Source organism: Emticicia sp. SJ17W-69 (assembly GCF_051209875.1).
GTDB lineage: Bacteria > Bacteroidota > Bacteroidia > Cytophagales > Spirosomataceae > Emticicia.
On sequence record NZ_JBNTQY010000001.1, the window covers coordinates 2,051,581 to 2,075,636 of the forward strand.

Below are 24,056 nucleotides of genomic sequence, written 5' to 3' on the forward strand. Positions count from 1 at the left end.
CTAACGATTATGGAATTATTTCAAACAACATTAGAAGGTGTCTTGCTAATTGAGCCAGCTATCTTTAAAGATGAAAGAGGATACTTTTTTGAGTCTTTTAATGAAGTTGTATGGCAAAAACAAGGATTACCTCATTCATTTATACAAGATAATCAGTCTTTCTCAACTAAAGGAGTTTTGCGTGGTCTTCATTTTCAAAAAGGAATTCATGCTCAGGGTAAATTAGTTCGTGTTGTTTCTGGAAAGGTTTTAGACATTGCAGTTGATATTCGCCCCGAGTCACCTACTTTTGGTAAATATGAGTTTTTCGAGCTTGATGGTAAAACTAACCAAATGGTATATATACCCGTTGGTTTTGCACATGGTTTTTTAGCATTGGAAGATAGTATTTTTAGTTATAAATGTACTGCTGGTTATGATAAAGCATCTGAAGCAGGTATTATATGGAATGATCCTACACTACAAATTAAATGGCCAATTTCTGACCCAATTGTATCAGAAAAAGATTTGCTATTACCTACTTTTGAAGCATACTTTAAGTCTAATTAATTAACAGAAAGGAGAATTAAATAATGAATAAAAACGCTAAAATATACATAGCAGGACATCGGGGGATGGTCGGATCGGCTATTACTCGCCAATTGGAACAAGAAGGTTTTACAAATTTAATAGTAAGAACATCTAAAGAACTCGACCTAAGGAATCAACAGGCAGTTTTTTCTTTCTTTGAAACCGAAAAACCTGAATATGTGTTTCTGGCTGCTGCCAAAGTAGGGGGCATAGTAGCTAATAATACTTATCGGGCAGATTTTATTTATGAAAATTTAGCCATTCAAAACAATATCATTCATGCGGCTTATTTGCAAGAGGTTAAGAAATTGATGTTTTTGGGTTCTTCATGTATTTATCCCAAGATGGCCCCACAGCCACTTAAAGAAGATGCTTTATTAACTGGTTTGCTTGAACCAACTAATGAGCCTTATGCTATTGCCAAAATTGCTGGTATCAAAATGTGTGAAGCTTATCGGAGTCAATATAACTGTGACTTTGTTTCTGTTATGCCAACTAATTTATATGGCCCTAATGATAATTATGATTTGCAGAATTCTCATGTATTACCTGCGATGATACGTAAGTTTCATGAAGCGAAAGTAAAAAATGAGCCTGCAGTTTTTTTATGGGGAAGTGGTTCTCCTATGCGAGAATTTCTTTATGCTGATGATTTAGCCAATGCTTGCATTTTCTTAATGGAAAATTATAGTGATGCCGGTTTTATCAATATCGGTACTGGTGTAGATGTTACGATCAAAGAATTAGCTGAATTAGTAAGAGATACTGTAGGATTTGAAGGAGAATTGGTTTGGGATAGTACCAAACCTGATGGTACACCTCGTAAATTGATGGATGTATCAAAATTGCATGATTTAGGTTGGAAACATACAATCAATTTAGAACAAGGAATTACTTTAGCGTATCAAGACTTTTTGAAAAATCATGATGGATTAAGGTTGTAGTTAGGAATTAGGTGTTAGAATTTAGCTTTAATATGACTAAATATTACTAATATTTAGTCATTGACAATTTTTAAGAATTCATGATTCCTAACACCTAAATTCTAATACCCCACAAAAAAATACATACTATTAATATAAACAAAAACATTTACCAATGAAGAAAGCCCTTATAACAGGTATTACAGGACAAGATGGAGCCTACTTGGCAGAGTTTTTATTAAATAAAGGATATGAAGTCCACGGTATCAAACGCCGTAGCTCTTTGATAAATACACAAAGAATCGACCATTTGTATGAAGATTTACATGAAAAAGGTGTAAAATTTATCATGCACTATGGAGACCTGTCTGATTCAACCAATATTATTCGTATTGTGCAAGAAGTACAACCTGACGAAATATATAATTTAGGTGCAATGTCGCACGTAAAAGTGTCATTTGATGAACCAGAATATACAGCTCAAGTAGATGGTATAGGTACTTTGAGGATTTTGGAAGCAGTTAGACTTTTAGGTTTAATCGAAAAAACCAAAATTTATCAAGCTTCAACTTCTGAATTATATGGATTAGTTCAAGCTGTTCCTCAGTCAGAAACAACACCATTTTATCCTCGTTCTCCTTATGCTGTTGCTAAGTTGTATGGCTATTGGATTACAGTTAATTACCGAGAAGCTTACAATATGTTTGCAGTAAATGGAATTCTATTCAACCATGAATCTCCTTTGCGTGGCGAAACTTTTGTTACTCGTAAAATTACACGTGCAGCAGCCCAAATTGCCTTAGGCCAGCAAGAGAAGTTGTTTTTAGGTAATTTAGATGCTCAAAGAGACTGGGGGCACGCTAAAGATTATGTAGAGGCGATGTGGTTAATACTTCAACAAGAAGTACCAGAGGATTATGTAATCGCAACTGGTATAACTACACGTGTAAGAGAGTTTGTGAGAATGGCTTTTGCTGAAGTTGGTATTGAAGTTGCGTTTGAGGGAGAAGGAATTGATGAAAAAGGTAAAGTAGTGGCTTGTAATAATCCACTTTACCAAGTGCCTATAGGAAATATTGTAGTAGAAGTAGATGCAAGATATTTCCGTCCAACAGAAGTAGAATTATTGATAGGTGATCCAACCAAATCAAAGACTAAATTGGGCTGGGAGCCCAAGTATGATTTGCCAGCTTTAGTAAAAGATATGATGCAAGCTGATGTGGCATTGTTCTCAAAATAATAAATTGAGAATCAAAAGTTGATAATGTAATTGAAGATTAATAGAACGCTGATGGATTTGTGTTTTTATGATTAATTAAGATGGTATCAAAATTTATCATAAAGAATAATAATGATCAGCGTTCTATTTTTTAATAATAAAGCGGAAAAGCCTTGAATGGTACATTTCTACCAAACTGAATCCCAGGAGCAGGGATTTTGATATAAACCAGAGAGTTAACAACTGTTTTCCAGAATAACTTCTTTGGCTTAAATAGTCTTTTGGTGTCGATGTCGAGTGAAAGATACCATTCTCTGTTTCCTTTGCCATGTCCATCGGTTGTTTGGTCAAGACTTGCTCCAAGAGCCAAATTTAGCCAATCAGGAAATTTGGTTTCTTTTAGAAAAGGTACATTGTTTTTGATGTTCATTGAAAACCAATAGGTTTGGTTAATATAATCATCATGCCAAGCTGCACTATGTTTGCGATCAACAGGGTCAATCAATAAACCAAACTGACGCTTATAGTAAGAGAACTTGATTTCTGTATTAGCTAAAAATTTACTATGTGATTTAGACAAAGAATAAAGACTGCCTAGTGTTCCAAACGAAGCATCACGCCAACTAAAACCATAAGTTGGTGCATATCCATCTTTTAATTCTACTACCACTTGAGTGGCAGTACTCCATAATGCACCGTATAGGGCAGCCCTTTTTTTAGGAATACCACTCCATTCAAATAATGCACCCATTCTGTCAGATATAATTCCACCAACTAAAAAATGTCCCATTTTGTCATGACCTCTTGCATAAACTTTGTCACGCCCTTCGTCAAAATGAAAAGGTACTGGGGTATCTTTCCACCAAGCTTGTGTTTTCATATAATAATACACATAGCTATAAGAAAAGACAGTAATGCCACCTACAACGGCTAATCGCTTGGGATAAATTTTCGAGACCCGGTTTGAATCAATACTCGACAGGCTATCTTTTAAAGAAGTAGTTTGTCCTTTAACTTTCAACAAACTAATGATTAGAAATATGCACAATAGAGAGCATTTAAGGGAGAAATAAGACGATAGAACGAAAACGTTTTTAAGTGAGAAAGTACTTTTTTTTATCATCAGCATTTTTATTTGATTAAGAAAAGGCATGATGCAATCCTTTTCATGGCACAATTGAATGTGTGAATATATTGGATTAGTCGTGAACAACCAAATAATCTGAATTGAAATTAAGATTAAAATTTAATTAGATTAAAAAAAAGGACTTATTTGAGAAATATTATTTTAATACTAAGAAGAATTACCGAATAATAAAATTTTCATGGTATTTGTTTTTTTTTTTGTTAATTTTATATTAAGATTATGTTATGTTTATACCTTATTTTACTCATAATGAATTCAAATTGTTATTTTTTTACGAAAGTAAAAGTTTTTTATTTGATAATTTTAGTAAATTTTAAGGTATTCGCAGCGGTAAAACATGATACTACGTCTTATGTTAAAATACATAACATTGGACTTAATTTATCAAGTAGAGGTTTTGGAGCTGAATTAGGCTTGAAATTAAGAGAAAAAAACGAATACAGTTTGAGAGTAAATGTGGCTTATCTATCGTTTACTAAACCACAAAGTATTAAGATGGATAAGGGGAGTTCGTTAGATATTTTTCCCCAAGTATCATCTGTCGTGATTGGGAGTTTGATAGACTACCATCCATTTAAGAATAAAATATTTAGATTGACAGGAGGGTTTACATACGAAATTATACAACGTTATAATGTTTTGTTTAACTCATCTACAGGTTTGAATTTGGGAGGATTAGTTATAGCAAGTGATGATTTTGGAGAAATACAATTTGGAATAAAGTGGAATAGATTTCGTCCTTATTTGGGTGTTGGAGTTGGCAAATACAGTACAAAAAAAGCAATTAGTGTAGGTTTTGATGTTGGGGTCTCATATATGGGAAGGCCAAAACTTAATTTAGGGTATGAAGGATTTTTAGAAACAACAACGATTGATGAAGAGATAAAAAAAATAGAAAAAAATATGAGGGGATATAGTTTTTACCCCTATTTAGCTTTCCAATTACGATATAATATAAATCCAAAAGATAAAAAGAAGGAGAGGACTATTCATTGATAATAGATTCTCCTTTTTGTATTAAAAGGAGTTGATTCTTAGATAAGTGATATTTTCTGTTAGAAAATTTAAATATAAAAAGAGTACATTATCAATACAATTTTGATAAAGATATAGGTAGTAAGTTTGGAAATTATAAAGTTGAAGGGACAATAAAGAATGATATATTAAAGAAATTTCCAATTTTAATTATCCATTGTCAACTAATTTATCATGATTTTTAAAAAAGTAACATATTTAGCTTTTTTTCTTGAAGTGTTGCTGCTATTATCATGTAAAAATCCATTGGATGGTTTTGTTTTAGGATTCAAAGAACCGATAGATAAAGCAACAATAAAGATTCAGTTTTCATTACCAAATGAGGGGAAATTACCTCCAGATTTGAAATTTCAAGTTGTTGGAAAAGATGCAGATAAGATTGTTACTAATTTAAATACAAAAAATTATAAGATTAGTAAAGAAGGTGTTTTGATCTTGGCTGTTGCTCCCGAGTTTGTCCCAAGCAGTGCCAATCCAATCAAAGTGACCTTAGTAGCTGAATCGAAAGATTATACTAAAATTATCAAAAATGTTACATTTACCAATAATAGTAATTATAGCTACTATTTTGGATTTGTAAAAACGAACGCATCAGGTAATGCCAATGCAAATCAATTGGTGCTCGATCCACAACAATCGAAAAAATTAGAAGTTCAATCTTTCAGTAATACTGAAAAAGTAACGCTAACAGTACCTGAAAAAACAGTTTTCTTGGGAACAGATAATGAGGCTTTGAATGGGGTCATTGATGTTACCTTGATACATTACAATAGTAAGAATTCAAAATTGTATTTACCCGGTGGAGGTGTGGCTACCAATCCTTTAGATAAGAACAATAACCCACTCCCTGAACCATTTGATTTTTTGCAAACAGCAGCGGTGGTATCTATAGAGATGAGTACACAAAAGCAAGAAATTATTAAGAAGTTCAGTATTCCAGTTCGTATCAATATAGAAGTAAATAGTACAATTGTTAATCCAATCACTAATAAGAATATATTTGCTGGAGAAAAATTAGCACTTTTTAGCTATGATTCTGATTCAGGTGTATGGAAAGAAGAAGGGGATGTTGTACTTGTAAAGAATAGTCAATCAGGTAAATTAGAGATAGCTTTTGACATATCGCATCTCACCTATTGGATAATTGGTTGGAAAAGAAATATTTGTAGGATAGGACCATCTTATACAATTAAAAGTAATTTCAATGATTTAGATATTGTTTATTACGCTCAACTAGTTGATGCCAGTAATAACCAATTCATTAAAGATTACTTTATTTCGCTTAACAATGGTGCAGTTGCAGGAATGACTTTTGTGCCAAAGGTCGCAGCGAATGTTAAATTGAAGGTGTTTGATTATAATAATTACTATGGTGGAGATAATAAAACTCCTTTAGTGGAATCAAGTAGTCTGCCACTTTGTGGTTCAAATCAACTAACCTTAGATTTGACAAAGCTACCAGTTCCTAAATTTGTGGAATTAGATATAAAAGTTGTTTGTCCACAAGGAAAAGTTTTGGATGAAGCTGGATTACCTGCACAAATGAAAGTGCAATACAGTGAGCCAGACAAAAATGTTTGGCGAGACCTGGGAGTATTAACAAGGTATAATCGGAAAGTGAAAACTTATCGTATGCAATTAGGTAAAAAGTATGATATGAGAGGTAGTACTGATGGAGGTGTGACGTGGCCGTACGTACAAAAAAACTATTTAGTAAATAAACAGATTTGGAGTTTTGAATTACCTGGAAAAGAATATTGTAAGTAAAAAGTAATTGAAATTAGTCATATTGCAAACCCTTAAAACCACAACCTATATAAAGTATGAATAAAGTATCAACCAAGTAAAAATAAGTATAATCAACGCATGAAAATTAAATCGCTTACAGCTAATTACTGAAAGTAAACAAAAAAACATTACCCCAAAACTCGTTGCTCTTTTGCACAATATAAACTATATCTAAACCATGAAAGCCATCTTAAGTAAAAATAGGCATAAAAGACAATTTTTTGATATTGCCATATTAGGTATATCATTTTATTTTGCTATGATTATTAGTCAGAAAGAGATTACTAATCATCAGTTATTAATTCCAGTAGTATTGTCATTTATTTGGTATTTTACCAGTAAATACACTAACCTCTATGACGATTTTCGAACGACCTCATTTGTAAGTGAGATTCTGGTCTTAATGCCCAATATCTTGTTTCAACTTTTTGCGGTTGGGTTTATTTACTTTGCTATTAATGACCATGAAGCCGTTCGTACTTTAGCGATTGTTTACATTTGTATGCTGACGGTTTCGCTAATATTAAAAAAATATATCCTGAAACAATGGAAATTATATAATTGGATTTCAGGAAATGACCTCAAAAACTTATTGATTGTTGGTAGTGGCGAACAAGGAATGGCTTTTTATCAGACAGCCAAAAATAGCAAGCAATTTGGCTATAATCCTATTGGTTTTATTGAAGATTTTCAACCTGAAAAACTAAACGGAAAATTCAGAGGAAAAACAGAAGACATTGAGAATGTAATAATCAATTATAATGTTGACGAAATGATTATCAGTTTATCTCAATATGAACCTGAAAAAATTAAGAAATTATTGGCCATAGCTGATAAATATGCAGTACGAACAAAAATTATCCCTGAATACTTCCAGTTTTATTCGAGCAAATTCAAAATGGATATCTTTGGACACTTACCTATCATTACAGTTAGGGAAGAGCCTTTGGAGGAGTTTCATTTATATATGATTAAAAATATCTCTGATATTATATTTACATCAATACTCTTTGTTTTTGTCTTTAGTTGGTTATTCCCAATTATTGCCTTAGCAATTAAGCTTGATTCAAAAGGCCCAGTTTTTTATATTCAAGAACGTTGGGGTAAAAATGGAAAGGCATTCAAATGTATTAAGTTCCGCTCAATGGTGCATAATAGCTCTACTGTTAGAGAAAATGGTAAATTTAATCAAACTACCAAGAATGACTCCCGTGTAACACGAGTTGGTGCTTTTTTACGTAAATCAAACTTTGACGAATTACCACAATTTATTAATGTTTTATGGGGCAATATGTCGGTAATTGGGCCACGTCCACATGCTGTTCAACATAGTATTGAAAGTAGAGAACAAATTGAGAATTACTTGTTGAGACATTTGGTAAAGCCAGGTATCACAGGTTGGGCACAAGTAAATGGTTATAGAGGTGAAACAAGTGATATTTTCATGATGAAGAAGCGTGTAGAATTAGATATTTGGTACATCGAAAATTGGACACCTTGGTTAGACATAAAAGTTATAATCATGACTGTTTATAGCATGATAAAAGGTGATATGATGGCGTATTAATTTTTGTTAAATGAAAATTTTTATCTATCATATTGGCTTCAGTTTTATATAATACAATGAAATATTGTATGGGGGAAATGCAAAAAAGGTAGGAATAATCCTACCCTTTTTTTGTCTAATACTATAATAAATGACTCTTACTTTCAGACTTTTAATTAAAAATTACATTGAGATGGCACTATAAAAGCAAATGATTTTTAAAATCATACTTTTTAACTAATGCGTTGATTTCAGAATTATGTTTCCCTTCTATAAATAAATCTAAATGTCGAATATGATGAAGGTCAGTGCCAAGAAAATCAATATATCCTGATTTGATCATTTGAATTGCTAAGTTTTTGACGGGTTTTCCATAATACCCTAATAAAGAAGGGATATTTACCTGCATTAAACAACCCAAGTCTTGAATGTGACGGAAAACTCTACTATTTTCTTGCCAATAAGTATATCGTTCAGGATGAGCTAAAATGGGTGTGTAGCCCTTAGTTAATAAATTAAATATAATTTCCTCAAAATTGGGAGTTGACTGAATAAATGACATCTCAACTAAAACATATTTTTTTGCTCCAAAACTGAGAATGTCTCCTTCTGCTAAAAGTTTTTCAAACGTTGTATCTAAAAAATATTCTGCGGCAGCCTCAACTTCAATATTAATACCTTTTGCCTTTAATTCACTTTTTAAAGCCGTTAATCCACTGAGGATAGTTTTGCTATCATTTGGATGAAAATCCGTCATGATGTGAGGAGTAGTAATTACTTTTTTATATCCAAGCTCAGATAGTTTTCCTAAAAAATGGAGACTTGTTTCCATATCAGGGCTACCATCGTCAATTCCTGGAATAAGGTGCGAGTGGATATCTACCTTTAGTAAATCTGCGAAAGTTTCTTTAGGAGCTTTTTTTAAGAAGGATAACATTGAAATATTGGTTTTAAAACAAAGTGAATATAAGCAAATAATAGGAATGTTAGGCTTAACCAGTTACTAAATTTTAAGAAAAAACACTTGAAATAGTAATATAAAATAATGCATAAATAATATAAACTAAATCATTGATAATCAAACTATTAATAGGTGGTAATTATTCAAAACTTATTTTTCTATTCTCTAAAATGAATATACTTATTTTGAGTATGAAGATACTGAAAAATATTGTTTAATCAAAAGTAAAATCATTATTTTATGTAAAAAAAACTTAAGTTTCGTATATTGAATAACTTACTAAAATGGTGGCTTGTTTTATTAAGATAATCCCAATATTATATTTAATTTTTTTAATAATTTAAATACGATATGATTAGAAAGATGACAAAATTTAAAAAGCACAAAATTAGCTTTTGCGGACAAGTTAGCGAGCGATATGAAAGACTAAAATCTAATCAGTAACTAATTTTAAATTGCAGTATCTGTATGAATAAAAAGCAATGGTATATTGTTTTTGCTCAATGACTTATTGTATAGAGAGTCAAAGAGTTTTACTGACTGGTCCAGCTTTAGTATCAAATAGTGTACAAATAAAAACACCTTGATAATTTATAATTTATCAAGGTGTTTTGCTCAATCTTGTGACCGTGTAGGGATTCAAACCCCAAACCTTCTCATCCGTAGTGAGACGCTCTATTCAGTTGAGCTACACAGCCTTTTTGTTTTATTTCCCTTTATCAATTTCTTTATTTGGGACTGCAAAGGTAATGGTTTAAAATGTCTTTGTCAAATACTTTTTCAATTTTTTAATTGATTTATTTCATCTAAATCAATATTCTTGAAATAATCATATATTTTCATAATTATAGCTAATGTAATCGTCACTTCTGCTGCTGCAACAACCATTATGAACAATGCGAACATTTGTCCTTGTAGATGATTTGGGTCATATTGACTAAAAGCAACAAGATTGATATTTACTGCGTTAATCATCAATTCAATACCCATCAAAATTAAAATAGCATTGCGTTTGGTTACAGCAATGGCCAGACCTATTGAAAAAAGCAAGGCACTTATGATCAGATAATTTTGGAGATGTATCATTATTATAATAAAAAATACTTAAATAAATACCTAATGATTGATTAGCTAATTATACACATTAACTCTTTTCTTTTTTAGCAATAAATACCGCCCCAATAAGGGCTGCTAAAAGTAAGATTCCAACCACCTCAAAGGCAAAAACATAATCTGTCATTAGATTAATACCAATTTGATTGACAGAACTTCCTATGTGTGTTTGTTTATTGATAATATGAAAATTGGCTTCTAAAATTACTTTTAAGTAGCCTAAAAATAGCAAAACTGCTACAAGAACTGCCCAAAAAATATTATGATGACTTACCGAGATTTTATTTGGCTGATTTGTTTGGCGAGAATTACTTTTATTGTGTGTAAGCATAATTCCAAAAATCATGAGTACTAAAATGCCACCGACATAAATCATGATTTGGCTTACAGCTAAAAAATCTGCTCCCGCAAAAACATATATTCCTGAAACACCTAATAATGTTAGGAGTAAACTAAAAGCAGCATAAAGTACATTTTTTGTAATTAACAGAAAGATTGCTCCACCAACTGTAATAGCAGCAAAAACAAAGAAAATAATTTGTTTGACAAGCTGATAATCAATATTTTCTAAAAATTTTTCCAATCGTATTTTATTCTATAGGTGAAATTTTAAAAATGGTTTTATACTAAGCATTTGTTTATGATATAAACTTATATTGTATTTGTTTCGGAAGTGCCATTGTCAACACCAATTTCTTTGTTCGGTTGCGTCAACTTGGGTTTAAAACTTGGTTTAAAAACAGGTTTAGGCTTATCTACCGCAGGCGGTTGACTATCGGCTAAATTTTCTGACACATTTTCCTGAACATCAGTGTTTTCGGTCGTTTTTATGACGGGCTTGAAACTTGGTTTAAAAACAGGTTTAGGCTTATCTACCGCAGGCGGTTGACTATCGGCTAAATTTTTTGACGCATTTTCCTGAGTATCAGTGTTTTCGGCAGTTTTTATGACAGGCTTGAAGCTTGGTTTAAAAGCAGGCTTTGGTTTATCTACGGCAGGCGGTTGACTATCGGCTAAATTTTTTACCGCAAGTTCCTGAATATCAACATCCTCTGTTGTTTTTATAACAGGCTTAAAGCTTGGTTTAAAAGCAGGCTTTGGTTTATTGACTAATGTTTCAGTTGATTGAGTACCTTCAAGTGTGTTTACCGAAGGAGAAGACTTATCAGTAGACTCTTCTACTGATAGAGAGCTATCAACTGGCTTTATAGTCGGTTTGAAATTAGGTTTAAAAGCAGGTTTTGGTTTATTGACCGAATCTATTGCAGGCTGTGGATTTTGAACCGTTGATTGCTGACTTTTCTTCAGTTCTTCTTTTTCAGCAACGAACTGCTCGTATAGTTTACGTTTTTTATCTGCTTGTTCGGGTGAAAGATTTGAGAAACCAAAATTCATTTGTGTAATATCAACTACACTAAAATCGTATTCATTGGTCATGGTTAGACACTCTGTGGGGCAAACAGTAGTACAGAGACCACAGAAACAACATTTGGCCATGTCAATATCAAACTTGGCCGCATAAAGTCTCACAGGAGAGCCATCAGAAGTATAACTTATGATTTCTGCAGATTTGATTGGCTCAATATCAATACAATCAACAGGACAGATTTTTGCACATTTATCGCAAACAATACAATCATCTATCTCACAATCTAATTGATAACGACCATTATCAGGTACTGGGAGTGTTTGATGAGGATATTGCAACGTAACGATACCAGTCTTCAAATCAAAATAACTTGAATCTTGCATCGCCATAGGCATTCTACTACGTCTGGCATTCCAAAAATGCTTGAGTGTTAGGCTCATGCCTTTCACTGTAGTCTTTATTCCTCGACTAATATTATTAAAATAAGTGGACATCTGATACTTGGAAACTCATATTAATTGAATTTGCAAAGATAAACCCAAAATTATTATATAAATTAATTATTAACTGAAAAGGCATAATTTTTGATACCTTTTAATAAGATTTTTTTAATTAAATAGGCTAAAGCATCAATTTTAATCACTATGAATAAATATTTACTTGTAATGCTTGTGATAATAAGCAATAGGACATTTGGGCAAACGAATATGGTAGTTAAAAATCCTACAGCCGATGCAATTATGGCTGGCAATTATACCGTTGCTACGTATGCAAAGCTTACCTCAATAACTACGCCAAATGCAATTTCAACAGATATTTATCAATCTATTTCTGCTGACTCTGTAAAAGCTTACGTGCGAAAATTGGCTTCTTTTGGCACTCGAAATACTAATACACTTTTTTCTGCGTCAACTACAGTTGGACTTGCTGCGACCAATACATGGGTTGAAAATAAATTCAAAGAAATTAGTGCTCAAAACAATAATCGATTGGTGGTATCTCGTATGAATTTTAATGCTGCTATATGCTCATCTACTACAAAAACCTATAATGAAGTATTTGCGGTTTTGCCAGGAAGTGATTTAACAGATAAATCAATTATTTTGGTAGAAGGGCATATTGATAGTCGTTGTAATGATCAATGTAGTATTACTTGCAATGCTCCAGGCGTTTCAGATAATGCCACTGGTTCAGCCTTAGTAATTGAATTGGCAAGGGTTTTGACAAAATACAATCTCAAAGCTACCGTTGTTTTCTTATTAACGATTGGCGAAGAGCAAGGCTTGATAGGTAGTACAGCTTTTGCAAATTATCTCTCGAGTAAAGGTCGCTCAGTAAGAATGGTTTTAAATAATGATATTGCAGGAACTACGCTTTGTGGACCTTGTTCTTCTTCTCCTTCTTGTGTACCCAATAATATTGCCGATAGAAGTATGCGAATTTTTTCTTATGGTAGTGTTAACTCAATTCATAAACAATTGGCACGCTACATCAAGTTGGAATATAATGAACAGATTAAACCCATAGCTACTATTCCAATGACGCTCAATCTTATGAGTGCAGAAGACCGTACAGGCCGTTCAAGCGACCATGTTCCTTTTCGGAGTAAAGGTTATGCTTCGGTCAGAATAATGTCACAAAATGAAAATGGAGATGGTACAGGAAGTTGTGGTGTGGTACACTCTAGCAATGACAATGAGCAAATAGACACCAATAATGATGGGGTCTTAGATGATTTTAATGTTGATTTCAATTACTTAGCACGAAATACGATAGTTAATGCCAATGCCATAGCTATGGCTGCACAATCGGTGAAAGCACCCACAGCCTTTACAGCTAAATATGTAGCCACTGATAAAATATCATTGTCCATTACCGATGCAAGTAATGCTCCTAGTTATCGAATTGCTATACGTTCAACTTCCAATGATTGGGATTCTGTTTATACAGTTACGACCAAAACACCAACGATAGTATTTACAAGAAATATTAGTAGCACTCGTTATGTGAGTGTAGCAGCAGTTAATTCCGGAGGAGCAGAAAGTCTCTTTTCAAACGAAGTAACTATCACAGTACCTGTGAAAGCAAGAATGGCTCAACCCGAAACAATTAGTTTTTTAGATGAAAGTTTACAAGCTCCTACTTTAATTGAGAATGGTGTAGAAATATTGAAAAATTATCCAAATCCTTTTGATGAATCAACTTATTTGATTTTGAAAAATGATGCAAATAGACAATTTGAAGATGCTTATTTAAGCATCAAAAAAGGCGATGGTACATTGATTGAGAATCGAAAGATAGAAGTGAAAGAAGGCATCAATGAATATTTGTTCGATTATAAAAATGAAGGAAATATTGAGATTCTTTATTGTACTTTTATTGCCAATGGCAAAATAATAGCCACTCGCCGAATGGTCATGCAATGAGGAGATGATGGAATGAAGAATTACGAATTTGGAATTACAAATTTGGAATACCGAATTGCTTTATTCTAAAAAAGTTTCTCTTATGGTTTTTATGGGCTATTTGAGAAACTTTTTTGTATAAAATCATGCTATTTAAGGAAGTTTCTGCTTAATTATTCATTCACTTCGAATTCGCTCACTCATTATTTTTTCATACCTTTGCTAATATTTTAGAGGATAAAAACCTTTCAGCAATGCAACAAACATTAAATCTTACCTTAGAGCCAGAAGTTGCTCTTGATGATGCAATCCTGCGTCAATATATTCAAAAAGAATACCTACAAACATCTGATAATGAAGGTTTTAATATTAAAAAACTTCGCCAATCAATTGATGCCAGAAAAGGCCAAGTCAAGATAAATCTTGAAGTTGAAATTTATTCAGGAGAAGTTCCACCACCTGAAATGGTATTCCAAAAAGATTATCCAGATGTAAGTCGTAAGCCACATGCAATCATAGTAGGAGCAGGGCCAGCAGGAATGTTTGCAGCACTACGTTTAATTGAGTTGGGAATCAAGCCCATTTTGATTGAAAGAGGAAAGGATGTGCGAACAAGAAGACGAGATTTGGCCGCAATCAACAAAGATCATGTGGTGAATCCCGAGTCAAATTACTGTTTTGGAGAAGGTGGAGCAGGTACTTATTCTGATGGGAAACTCTATACTCGCTCAAAAAAACGGGGAGATGTAAGGCGTATTTTAGAAATTTTGGTAGCTCATGGTTCAACACCTGAAATTTTATATGATGCTCATCCACATATCGGAACAAATAAATTGCCAAGCGTTGTTGCTGACCTTCGAGAAAGTATTTTAAAAGCGGGTGGTGAAGTGCATTTTGATACAAAAGTTGTTGATTTTCAAGTAATTAATAATCAGATGAGAGGTGTTGTTACTGCTGATGGACATGAATTTATGGGCATTGGTGTAATTTTAGCAACAGGTCATTCTGCCCGAGATATTTTTGAATTACTTCACAAAAAAAACATTCATATCGAAGCAAAGCCGTATGCGATGGGCGTCAGAATTGAGCATCAACAAACACTTATTGATACACATCAATACCATAGAAAAGAGCGTGGTTTACTGCCAGCTGCTTCTTATAGTTTAGTAGCTCAAACTTACTACAAAAACATCCAACGGGGCGTTTTTAGCTTTTGTATGTGTCCAGGAGGCTTTATTGTTCCAGCTGCAACGGCTCAAGGAGAATTAGTTGTCAATGGTATGTCACCATCAAGAAGGGATTCTAAATTTGCTAATTCAGGAGTTGTGGTAGCAATTAATGAGGTAGATTGGCAAAAATATAAACATTTAGGACCATTAGCTGGTTTACAATTGCAAAAAGAAGTTGAGCAAAAAGCCTATCAATTATCTAGCAATTATCTCAAAAATGAGAATTGCCAAGCTGCACCTTCACAGCTTTTGAATGATTTTTTAAATGGAAAAATATCCAAAGAATTGTTGCCTACCTCTTATCAGCCTGGCTTAGTTTCAATGGATATGTCCGAGGTTTTGCCAGATATTATTGCTCGACCTTTACAAGAAGGATTGAAAGAATTTGGAAAAAAGATGAAAGGATATGTGACGAATGATGCCCAATTGATAGGTATTGAAAGCCGAACATCATCACCAGTACGTATCCCACGTGACAAAGAATCTTTGGAGCATTTACAAATTAAGGGCTTATTTCCTTGTGGAGAAGGAGCAGGTTTTGCAGGAGGTATTGTTTCAGCAGCAATGGATGGCGAAAGGTGTGCTGAACAACTAGTCAGGATATATAGTTAATTACGAATTTGGAATGATGAGTTACGAATTTGGAATTTGCGGTTGTGAATCACAAATACAATGTGTTTTGAAAAAATAGTTGAGCGAATTATTAATTTTTAATAATGATTGTTTTTAATATAAACAATTTATAGTCAGTTGTTTATAACCTAATTGCTGTCTATTCTTTATTCGTAAATCATAATTCTTAAATATTTTTGTATCTTGCCATAAATATTCTAAGCCCAAGCACCTGAAAAATAGTTACTAACGTGAATTTTGCTGAATTTACTAAGACCTTAAATAATCATCTTATTGAACATCCTTTACCTGGACACGAGGAAATTGTGTTGAAAATGTCTCCGAATCGTATGCGATTGAAGGCAGAACCCAACGAAAATACCCGTAGAAGTGCTGTTTTATTGATGTTTTACCCAAAAGGTGATGATGTTTTTTTACCATTGATTCTGCGTCCACAATATGATGGTGTCCATGGTGGGCAGATGGCATTTCCAGGTGGTAGAGCAGAGTTTAAGGACAAAGATATTCATGCGACAGCCCTTCGTGAAGCACAAGAAGAGATAGGTATTAAGGCTACAGACGTGAAAATAATAAGCAGCCTTACCGAATTATTTATTCCACCTTCAAACCTTTATTGCCAACCAGTTTTAGGGTGTTTGCCTTATCGCCCCGACTTTTATCCTGATGAACGTGAAGTGGCAGGTGTTTTTGAAGTAGGCATCTCCGAAATCCTTGATCCAAGTATTGTTCAAAAACGCACCGTGGAAGCAAGAGGTTATAAATTTGAAACACCTTGTTTTGTGATTCAAGATCAAATAGTTTGGGGAGCAACAGCTTTAATGATTGCTGAATTAGTAGAGATTTTGAAAAAAATGACAATTTAATTGTCTATTCAGCATCGGCAAGGTTTCAAACCCACAGTAGAACTGCTTGCCGATTTTATTGACGTTAATATCAAAAAACTTCATTTATATTAAAAACTACCCCCTTTGAGCCACCAATACCAATGCCATAATCTAAGGCAATAGTGGTATTAGTCAGCTTACTCCATTTTAGACGAATTCCGCCTCCAAAAGCAGGAATAATTTTGCTCATGCCATTATTTGGATAGTTTGCTACACTTTGTGCATTAGTAAATACAACACCACCCAAAAGGCCGTTTCGAGTAATACCAAAGCGGTATTCGCCCTCTAAATAAACTAAGTTTTTGCCTCTAAATCGTCCAATCGGATAACCTCTACCAGTGTTGTAATAGGTATCCCAGCCAATGCTTGGCAAATCGAAATAGGGAGCATTTCCCGCAAATGTAAACCAATTATAACTCCAAAAAGCTATGATGTTCTTGGAGTTACTGGGAAAATGGATGTATTTTCTTAAATCCATTACCAACGATTGCCAATTTTGATTACTGCCCAGTAGTTTTAAATTATAACGGTATTGGATATTTGCATAACTTCCACCTGTTGGATTGGAGCTATTAGTCCGACTATCGTGTTGAATATTAAATGAAAAGCCTGAAGAAATGCTGTTAGCGGTCAAACCATATTTTTGAAGATCAGTTACAAAAATATTATCTCCATTGGTTTCTCTGATTTTCCAATGATAATCCAAATGATACCCAATTCCTATGTCAATTCCATTTGAAATTTTTCGTAGAGCGACTTGATAGGCTCTAAAATGTAAATAGTCAACTAAATTAGCATTTTCAAAAGTAGTATTTCCTCCTAAACCATAGGTGGTTGAGGGGAATTTATAAAATCTATAATCACCCAAAACATTAAGTTTATTCTTTTTTGTCCAAATATTAGTATTGATGATAGTTGAAAACTGCTTAAATTGAGAATAAGTAGTAAAAGTTCGAATATTTGATTGTTTGGTTAATGAATCAGCACTTGTTTTGAATGTTTGTACAGTATTAACACCAAAAAGGAAACCTGTAACAATTGTATAATTAAACGCAGGTAAAACAGCAAAAGATTTGTCTTTATTAACTATTTTGAAATTAGCATTTTTTATAGTGGTATCTTTTGAAAATATGACTTTGATAATATCCTTTACATCAATTTGCTTTACTTGTTTTTGGTGTATGGTGCTATCTATTTCCAATGAATTTGATTCCCCTTTAGCAGTATGTAAAAGAAAAATATTGAGTATCAAAGTGTGAAAAAAGTATTTATTCATGATGCAATGTAGCTTTCAAATAATATAATCTGTCATTTAGGATAGATATATTTGGTTGCATTTCGTTTTCTTATAACTAAATAATAACGGTATTTTATTTAAAGTTAATGGCATAATTATTAAAATAGTTTAGTCTTTAAGCATATTTAGACAAAAGTTCATATTTTATCTACAAAAAATACTTTTTAGTGTCATTTCGACAATTATTCATTTGTTTTTTCTTTACATTTGTTAGTCAATTTAAAATATATCAAAAACTTCGGCAATAATTACTGAAAATTAACCCCAACCTACATTTTACAAATGAAAAAAGTTATTTTACTGTGTGCTCTACTCATCGGAGCAATCACTTCACAAGCACAGAAGCGAGTATTGGTTTTTTCGCTAACTCGTGGATTTCATCACAACTCAATTAAAGAAGGGAACCAATTTTTTCTTGATTTAGGAAAAAAAGAAGGCTTTGCAGTTGATACAACTACCAATGCTACTAAATTTAATGAAGAAAATCTTAAAAAGTACAATGCAGTTGTATGGTTAAGTACCACTGGAGATGTGCTAAATCCTGCTCAACAAGCTGACTTTGAACGTTACATTCAAGCAGGTGGAGGTTATGTAGGTATTCATGCGGCATCTGATACAGAATACAATTGGTCATGGTATAATGATTTGATGGGCGGATATTTTGCTAGCCATCCAGGTGGGAAAGTATCGAATGTACAAAAGGGTAAAATGATTACGCTCGACAAAACTTTCCCGGCTTCAGCTCATTTTCCAGAGACTTTTGAGAAAACGGATGAGTTTTATGATTTCAAATCTTTGAAAAAAGACATTTTGAAATTTATCGTTAGAGTTGATGAATCGAGTTATCAGATGGGTAAAATGGGTGATTTTCATCCAATGGCTTGGTACCATGAATTTGATGGTGGGAAGGCATTTTATTCAAATTATGGACATACACCTGAGACCTTCACAGAGCCATTAATTACAGAACATTTTTGGCAAGGCTTGAAATGGGCAATGGCAGAAAAATTAGATTATTCTAAAGCAAAATCTCAAAGAGCTCCAGAAGAAAATCGTTTTGAACGCACTATCTTGGTAAACAATCTTGATGAACCAACAGAATTGGCAACCATGCCCAATGGGAAAGTGATTTTTGTTGAACGTAAAGGTTTAATTAAAGTTTGGAATCCTACGACCAATAAAGTAAAAATAGTTGGTAAAATGCCTGTTTACACTAAATTTGAATATGGTTTGATGGGTGTTGGTGTTGACCCAAATTTTGCAGCAAATAATTGGGTGTATTTTTATTATTCACCAAATGAATCTCGTGAAGTAACAAAAGATAATTTCTTGTCAAGATTTGATTATGATAATCAAAAAGATACAATTGTTTTTGCTTCCGAAAAAGTTGTTTTACGTGTAGGTGTAAAGCGTGATGAGTGCTGTCATACAGGTGGTTCAATTGACTGGGACGGTAAAGGAAATCTTTTCCTCTCAACTGGGGATGATACCAATCCTTTTGCTTCAGATGGCTATGCTCCAATAGATTTCCAGCCAGGTCGTGCTGGTTGGGATGCCCTACGTTCTTCGGGTAATACCAATGATTTGCGTGGAAAAGTTATGAGAATAACACCACAACCAGATGGGACATATAAAATTCCCGAAGGAAATCTTTTTGCTGCTTCAGATAAAACTCGCCCTGAAATATATACAATGGGACATCGTAACCCATACAGAATCGCAGTTGATAAACGCAATGGATATTTATATTGGGGTGATGTAGGTCCAGATGCTGGAAAAGGAAATGACAAACGTGGCCCAGAAGGAATTGTTGAGTTTAATCAAGCTCGTAAACCAGGGTTCTTTGGATGGCCAATTTTCACAGGCCCTAACTTTGCTTATAACCATTATGATTTCGCTAAAAAAGAGTCGGGTGAAAAATATGATGCCTTGAAACCAATCAATGATTCTCCCAATAATACAGGTTTGACCGAACTACCACCTGCCCAAAAAGCTTGGATTTATTATGGTTATGGTGATTCTAAATTATATCCAGAATTTGGTAAAGGAGGTTGTAATCCGATGGCTGGGCCAGTGTATTATTCAGAAGATTACGATAAAAATCCTAAAAAATTACCAAGTTATTTTGACGGAAAATTCTTTGCTTATGAGTGGATGCGTGATTGGATTTACTTGGTTAGTATGGATAAAGAAGGTAATTATACGGGTATGGAGCGTTTTATGCCTAATACTAAATTCTATCATCCGATGGACATGGCTTTCTCGAAAGATGGTCGTTTGTTTGTTTTAGATTATGGAATGAATTGGTTTGCACAAAATGAAGAAGCAACTCTTTCTGTGATTGAATATAACGCTGGAAATCGTAAACCAGTTGTTTTTGCAAAAGCCGATAAAAAAGCAGGGGCTGCCCCATTGACTGTTGCTTTTTCTTCAGAAGGAACAATCGATTATGACAAAGATGTATTAAAATATGCTTGGAATTTTGGCAAAGGCATACCAGTTAGTACACAACCAAATCCAAAAATTACATTTACAAAAGCAGGTGAATATAATGTGGTTCTAACTGTAAGTGATGCCGCAGGAAATAAGTCAAATCAAAGCATGATAATCAAAGTTGGTAATGCTGAACCTAAAGTGAGTATTGCAGTAAAAAACAATAAATCTTTCTTCTTTGATGATGAGAAAATTGATTATGAAGTGAAAGTTAGCGATAAAGAAGATGGTACAATTGCAAAAGGTATTGATGCAGGAGATGTAGTTGTTAATATCAATTATTTGGAAGGGTATGATAAAACAATGATTGAGCAAGGGCATAAAGAAAATATGAATTTTGCAGCAGGAAAACGCTTAATTGATTTGAGCGACTGCAAGGCTTGCCATGCCATTGATAAAAAATCTATTGGGCCAGCTTATATTGATGTAGCAAAAAAATACCGCCGTGGCCAAACCGTTATCAATCAATTGGCCGAGAAAGTTATCAAAGGTGGTGGCGGAGTTTGGGGTGAGCAAGCAATGGCAGCACATCCACAAGTATCTCTTTCTGACGCACGTGACATGGTTGATTATATTTTATCTTTGAACGATACAAAAAAAGCATCACAACCAATCAAAGGGGTTTATGAAACGGTTGCTCACAAAGGCAAAAAAGCTGGAGCTTACATCATTCAAGCTACTTATACTGACAAAGGTGGAAAAGCTGTTGGGCCATTGACAAATACTGAGTCAGTAGCATTACGCAGTTCTAACCTAAAAGCAACAAGCTATGATGAAGGTAAAGGTGTAAGTAAATTCAATGTAGAGGCTTTAGGTGGTGAAGTTGTTTTGGCTAACGAAAATGAAGGATATATTGTATTCAAAAACATTGATATGACGGGAGTGAAAAATATAGTGGTCAATGCTTTTTCACAAAAAGGTCAATCTGTTGGCGGTGATATTTCTATCCATTCAGGTTCAGTTTCAGGCCCATTGTTAGGCTTTATGAAAGTGGGCGAGACCTTTATGGGAGCATTGAGAATCCAAACAAATGTGACAGGTCAGCAGGATATTTATTTAGTCTTCAAAAATCCAAAAGCTGAAGGAAAACCATTCTTTGGATTAAATACCATTGATTTCTTGAATAAATAATTCATAAGTAGATAGAGAAAACACAAAGGCCTTACTGAAAAATTTAGTAAGGCCTTTTTTTTGTAGGAACTCCGTCCTACTATTTTACGAATCTTCGCCAACCTAAATAAATCAAAACAAAAAGAATAGCAAAAACACCCAATAAATATTGAAAAGGTAGATACGAAAAAACGACAATATGAATTTTTTCCAATAACCACATTAAAAACATAGTGCTAAAAAGCATAAACCATAATCCTGATATTTTATCAAAACCTGGCACAAGAGCTAAATCTACGTTTTTACGAATCACAAAAATTGTTACAACCATTACTATTATCGGTAGTATTTGTAAATAAACATCCGTTTGCATCACATCACCTCTTTGAAACAAAAAGAAATAGGCATTGAGTGCCACTGCAAAGATCCCTGGCACACTTACCAAATAAATTAAGGTGGCATACAGATATTTCCACGGTGAAAGATGCCCTTCTCCTTTACCTAAAATGCCTGCAATCAAAGCCGCAAATGGGATGACTAAAAAGTAAAAAAGTAAAAAATTGGGGTTTTCGCCAATACGTTGAAAAAGTTGTTGTAATGTCATTTTTTTATAGTTTTTGCTTGTGATTTAGGCAAATGTAAAAGTTTTTTCAAAAATAAACCAAGATAAATATTACCGAAGATTAGTTTCATAAATAAAAAGTGTGGAGGCTTTGTCATCATCAGGAACAAAATAAGCTTTGATGCCTTGGGTAGTTGATTCAACCCAAAAAGGATTATTAGTCATGGCTAACCCACTTGGCGACCATAATTTTATCGGTATTTGATAGATAGGACGTTTATCCAATAGATTAATTAATTCAAATCCGCCTAAGCGAAAAACTGTACCATTTGTCGGAGTATATTTCTGAAAACCAGAACAAAGCATTTGATTCTGACCGACAAAATGACAATCTTGGTAATCAATGTAAAAGGAAGGATTTTTAATGCGTAATTTATTAGGCAAATCAGCTTTGTTCTTTACTTTTTCTTTAGAATTTAACCGCCACTCATAAAAATTTCTTGAACCCCAACTCATTCCTATCAAGGAATTAGCATTGGTATTATGTACAATTGCTCCAATATGTTCATCAAAACGCAAAACTTCTGTTGTCGTTAAGGATATTGGCTCAACTTTATAAATGATAGATTTACTATTAGGGCGATACTCTGCCACTGGAACCCAAATGTTTTTACCATCATAGTCAATTCCGCCAGGGTGATAAATATTTCCTTCGCCCAAAGTTATTTGTTCGAGCAATGTACCAGTAGAATCAAATTTAAACAAATGCCCAATCCCTTCACCAGCATCTCCATTTTTCGGAGATTTAATTACTTCAACAGAACTCATATAGAAGAAATTTTTAATTTTTACCATTCCTTGTGGATGATAGGTTGGAAATTGTAGTGGAATAGCTTTTTTCTGCTGCCACATGGTGTTGGGAGTTAGGCTTTGTATTTTTTCTGTCAAATGATTGAATTGAGCATTGATAGAAAAAGAGATTGTAAGAAAAAAAATGATACCTGAAATATTTTTCATTTGGAATGTTTTAGGCAAATATATTGATTTTTAAGGAATTTGCTAAAAACGAAAAATCTCCCCAATTGGAGAGATTTTTTATAGTAAACCAACAGATAGACTCATTCATTAGATTATCTTAAAACCGACAGTAAATTGCCAACCCGAATCTTTAAATTGATTACTACTCATATTTAGTGCTGAAATTTCAGATAAACTACCCACTTTTCTTAAATCAAGATTAATACCTAATAGCTTTACGCCAACGCCCAATTGGTAGCCAAAAGAAGCATTTTTGATAGCTTCATCATTTGTTGTAAGTCCTTTTAAAGCATCTTTTAATTTTTGGTCTTCCGAAAGCTTGAAAGTAGCAACAGGCCCTGCATTGACTCTAAATATTTTTAATACACGGAAACCCACTAAAACAGGCACATCAAGATTGCTATATGAGAACTTTACTTTTCCAACGTTTTGTATATCAATCGTCCCTCCTTTTTGAGCCAAAAGTAGTTCTGGCTGTAAGAAAACTTTGTCGCCAAAACGCCCCCAGACACCAACAACATAGCCAGTTTTTGTATCATAGCTTTGCGAAATATTTTTTCCAAGTGAGCCTGCATCAGTAGTGATTTGATTAAATGTAACCCCACCTTTGATTCCTAATTGGAAACCTTTTTGTGCATACGTACTGGAAACCACAAAGAGAAGAGCAAAAAGACTAAGAATCGTGATTTTTTTCATGTCAATTTTTGTTAAATGATTAGTAAACTTAAATAAAT

The 24,056-nt window shown here is 33.5% G+C and carries 19 protein-coding genes and 1 tRNA gene; 10 read left to right on the forward strand and 10 right to left on the reverse strand.

Translation table 11 applies throughout. The features are described from left to right. Positions 1-9 precede the first annotated feature (9 nt). From rfbC to gmd, 3 genes are all read left to right on the forward strand, one after another. Complete coding sequence (rfbC, locus tag ACQUQZ_RS08485) at positions 10-549, forward strand: dTDP-4-dehydrorhamnose 3,5-epimerase (RefSeq protein WP_435354448.1); 540 nt, start codon at positions 10-12, stop codon at positions 547-549. Positions 550-572: 23 nt separating this feature from the next. Then, the gene (gene fcl, locus ACQUQZ_RS08490; RefSeq protein ID WP_435354449.1) at positions 573-1,514 is read left to right on the forward strand and encodes a GDP-L-fucose synthase; all 942 of its coding nucleotides are present in this window, start codon (positions 573-575) and stop codon (positions 1,512-1,514) included. A gap of 154 nt (positions 1,515-1,668) precedes the next feature. Next, positions 1,669-2,733 (forward strand): GDP-mannose 4,6-dehydratase, encoded by a 1,065-nt coding sequence (gene gmd / locus ACQUQZ_RS08495; RefSeq protein WP_435354450.1) that lies wholly within the window; start codon positions 1,669-1,671, stop codon positions 2,731-2,733. Positions 2,734-2,863: 130 nt separating this feature from the next. Here gmd and ACQUQZ_RS08500 read toward each other — a convergent pair whose 3' ends face one another. Next, on the reverse strand, positions 2,864-3,733 hold the full coding sequence (locus ACQUQZ_RS08500) for a DUF2279 domain-containing protein (protein ID WP_435354451.1): 870 nt from the start codon (positions 3,731-3,733) through the stop codon (positions 2,864-2,866). A 375-nt stretch (positions 3,734-4,108) separates the two neighbouring features. Here ACQUQZ_RS08500 and ACQUQZ_RS08505 point away from each other — a divergent pair, with 375 nt between their 5' ends. From ACQUQZ_RS08505 to ACQUQZ_RS08515, 3 genes are all read left to right on the forward strand, one after another. Further along, positions 4,109-4,855, forward strand: coding sequence for a hypothetical protein (locus ACQUQZ_RS08505; RefSeq protein ID WP_435354452.1), 747 nt, complete (start codon positions 4,109-4,111; stop codon positions 4,853-4,855). A gap of 213 nt (positions 4,856-5,068) precedes the next feature. After that, a complete protein-coding gene (locus ACQUQZ_RS08510) occupies positions 5,069-6,661 on the forward strand; it encodes a hypothetical protein (RefSeq protein ID WP_435354453.1) in 1,593 nt (530 codons plus the stop codon). A gap of 199 nt (positions 6,662-6,860) precedes the next feature. After that, positions 6,861-8,249, forward strand: a complete 1,389-nt coding sequence (locus tag ACQUQZ_RS08515) for an undecaprenyl-phosphate glucose phosphotransferase (protein WP_435354454.1) — start codon at positions 6,861-6,863, stop codon at positions 8,247-8,249. Positions 8,250-8,427: 178 nt separating this feature from the next. Here ACQUQZ_RS08515 and ACQUQZ_RS08520 read toward each other — a convergent pair whose 3' ends face one another. From ACQUQZ_RS08520 to ACQUQZ_RS08540, 5 genes are all read right to left on the reverse strand, one after another. Further along, positions 8,428-9,165, reverse strand: coding sequence for a tyrosine-protein phosphatase (locus ACQUQZ_RS08520; RefSeq protein ID WP_435354455.1), 738 nt, complete (start codon positions 9,163-9,165; stop codon positions 8,428-8,430). A gap of 648 nt (positions 9,166-9,813) precedes the next feature. Beyond that, positions 9,814-9,887, reverse strand: a tRNA-Arg gene (locus tag ACQUQZ_RS08525). Between the two features lie 82 nt (positions 9,888-9,969). Next, entirely contained in the window at positions 9,970-10,275 is a 306-nt protein-coding gene (gene nuoK / locus ACQUQZ_RS08530) for an NADH-quinone oxidoreductase subunit NuoK (RefSeq protein ID WP_435354456.1), read from the reverse strand. A gap of 58 nt (positions 10,276-10,333) precedes the next feature. Continuing rightward, positions 10,334-10,885 carry an NADH-quinone oxidoreductase subunit J family protein gene (locus ACQUQZ_RS08535; protein ID WP_435354457.1) on the reverse strand — a complete coding sequence of 184 codons (552 nt, stop codon included), beginning with the start codon at positions 10,883-10,885 and terminating at the stop codon, positions 10,334-10,336. 68 nt (positions 10,886-10,953) lie between these two features. Further along, positions 10,954-12,165 carry a 4Fe-4S dicluster domain-containing protein gene (locus ACQUQZ_RS08540; protein ID WP_435354458.1) on the reverse strand — a complete coding sequence of 404 codons (1,212 nt, stop codon included), beginning with the start codon at positions 12,163-12,165 and terminating at the stop codon, positions 10,954-10,956. 150 nt (positions 12,166-12,315) lie between these two features. On the opposite strand from ACQUQZ_RS08540, the gene ACQUQZ_RS08545 reads away from it, so the two are divergent. The 3 genes from ACQUQZ_RS08545 to ACQUQZ_RS08555 all read left to right on the forward strand — a co-directional run bounded on the left by ACQUQZ_RS08545 (position 12,316) and on the right by ACQUQZ_RS08555 (position 16,801). After that, positions 12,316-14,097 carry a M28 family peptidase gene (locus tag ACQUQZ_RS08545; protein ID WP_435354459.1) on the forward strand — a complete coding sequence of 594 codons (1,782 nt, stop codon included), beginning with the start codon at positions 12,316-12,318 and terminating at the stop codon, positions 14,095-14,097. Positions 14,098-14,330: 233 nt separating this feature from the next. Then, entirely contained in the window at positions 14,331-15,917 is a 1,587-nt protein-coding gene (locus ACQUQZ_RS08550; RefSeq protein WP_435354460.1) for an NAD(P)/FAD-dependent oxidoreductase, read from the forward strand. A gap of 251 nt (positions 15,918-16,168) precedes the next feature. Beyond that, complete coding sequence (locus ACQUQZ_RS08555; protein WP_435354461.1) at positions 16,169-16,801, forward strand: NUDIX hydrolase; 633 nt, start codon at positions 16,169-16,171, stop codon at positions 16,799-16,801. Positions 16,802-16,871: 70 nt separating this feature from the next. Here the strand turns inward: ACQUQZ_RS08555 and ACQUQZ_RS08560 are convergent, their stop codons facing one another. Further along, positions 16,872-18,098, reverse strand: coding sequence for a BamA/TamA family outer membrane protein (locus ACQUQZ_RS08560; RefSeq protein WP_435354462.1), 1,227 nt, complete (start codon positions 18,096-18,098; stop codon positions 16,872-16,874). A gap of 303 nt (positions 18,099-18,401) precedes the next feature. Between ACQUQZ_RS08560 and ACQUQZ_RS08565 the strand changes: the two genes are divergently transcribed. After that, positions 18,402-21,743, forward strand: a complete 3,342-nt coding sequence (locus tag ACQUQZ_RS08565) for a ThuA domain-containing protein (RefSeq protein WP_435354463.1) — start codon at positions 18,402-18,404, stop codon at positions 21,741-21,743. Positions 21,744-21,822: 79 nt separating this feature from the next. On the opposite strand, the gene ACQUQZ_RS08570 is transcribed toward ACQUQZ_RS08565, so the two are convergent. The 3 genes from ACQUQZ_RS08570 to ACQUQZ_RS08580 all read right to left on the reverse strand — a co-directional run bounded on the left by ACQUQZ_RS08570 (position 21,823) and on the right by ACQUQZ_RS08580 (position 24,018). After that, positions 21,823-22,326 carry a hypothetical protein gene (locus tag ACQUQZ_RS08570; protein WP_435354464.1) on the reverse strand — a complete coding sequence of 168 codons (504 nt, stop codon included), beginning with the start codon at positions 22,324-22,326 and terminating at the stop codon, positions 21,823-21,825. A 69-nt stretch (positions 22,327-22,395) separates the two neighbouring features. Beyond that, complete coding sequence (locus tag ACQUQZ_RS08575; protein WP_435354465.1) at positions 22,396-23,301, reverse strand: DUF6454 family protein; 906 nt, start codon at positions 23,299-23,301, stop codon at positions 22,396-22,398. A 108-nt stretch (positions 23,302-23,409) separates the two neighbouring features. Next, on the reverse strand, positions 23,410-24,018 hold the full coding sequence (locus ACQUQZ_RS08580) for a porin family protein (RefSeq protein WP_435354466.1): 609 nt from the start codon (positions 24,016-24,018) through the stop codon (positions 23,410-23,412). Positions 24,019-24,056 lie beyond the last annotated feature (38 nt).

Bases quoted from the DNA above. Each gene is read 5' to 3' on its own strand.
- rfbC (WP_435354448.1), top strand. From the start codon at position 10: ATGGAATTATTTCAAACAACATTAGAAGGTGTCTTGCTAATTGAGCCA.
- fcl (WP_435354449.1), top strand. From the start codon at position 573: ATGAATAAAAACGCTAAAATATACATAGCAGGACATCGGGGGATGGTC.
- gmd (WP_435354450.1), top strand. From the start codon at position 1,669: ATGAAGAAAGCCCTTATAACAGGTATTACAGGACAAGATGGAGCCTAC.
- ACQUQZ_RS08505 (WP_435354452.1), top strand. From the start codon at position 4,109: ATGAATTCAAATTGTTATTTTTTTACGAAAGTAAAAGTTTTTTATTTG.
- ACQUQZ_RS08510 (WP_435354453.1), top strand. From the start codon at position 5,069: ATGATTTTTAAAAAAGTAACATATTTAGCTTTTTTTCTTGAAGTGTTG.
- ACQUQZ_RS08515 (WP_435354454.1), top strand. From the start codon at position 6,861: ATGAAAGCCATCTTAAGTAAAAATAGGCATAAAAGACAATTTTTTGAT.
- ACQUQZ_RS08520 (WP_435354455.1), bottom strand. From the start codon at position 9,165: ATGTTATCCTTCTTAAAAAAAGCTCCTAAAGAAACTTTCGCAGATTTA.
- nuoK (WP_435354456.1), bottom strand. From the start codon at position 10,275: ATGATACATCTCCAAAATTATCTGATCATAAGTGCCTTGCTTTTTTCA.
- ACQUQZ_RS08540 (WP_435354458.1), bottom strand. From the start codon at position 12,165: ATGTCCACTTATTTTAATAATATTAGTCGAGGAATAAAGACTACAGTG.
- ACQUQZ_RS08545 (WP_435354459.1), top strand. From the start codon at position 12,316: ATGAATAAATATTTACTTGTAATGCTTGTGATAATAAGCAATAGGACA.
- ACQUQZ_RS08550 (WP_435354460.1), top strand. From the start codon at position 14,331: ATGCAACAAACATTAAATCTTACCTTAGAGCCAGAAGTTGCTCTTGAT.
- ACQUQZ_RS08560 (WP_435354462.1), bottom strand. From the start codon at position 18,098: ATGAATAAATACTTTTTTCACACTTTGATACTCAATATTTTTCTTTTA.
- ACQUQZ_RS08565 (WP_435354463.1), top strand. From the start codon at position 18,402: ATGAAAAAAGTTATTTTACTGTGTGCTCTACTCATCGGAGCAATCACT.
- ACQUQZ_RS08570 (WP_435354464.1), bottom strand. From the start codon at position 22,326: ATGACATTACAACAACTTTTTCAACGTATTGGCGAAAACCCCAATTTT.
- ACQUQZ_RS08575 (WP_435354465.1), bottom strand. From the start codon at position 23,301: ATGAAAAATATTTCAGGTATCATTTTTTTTCTTACAATCTCTTTTTCT.
- ACQUQZ_RS08580 (WP_435354466.1), bottom strand. From the start codon at position 24,018: ATGAAAAAAATCACGATTCTTAGTCTTTTTGCTCTTCTCTTTGTGGTT.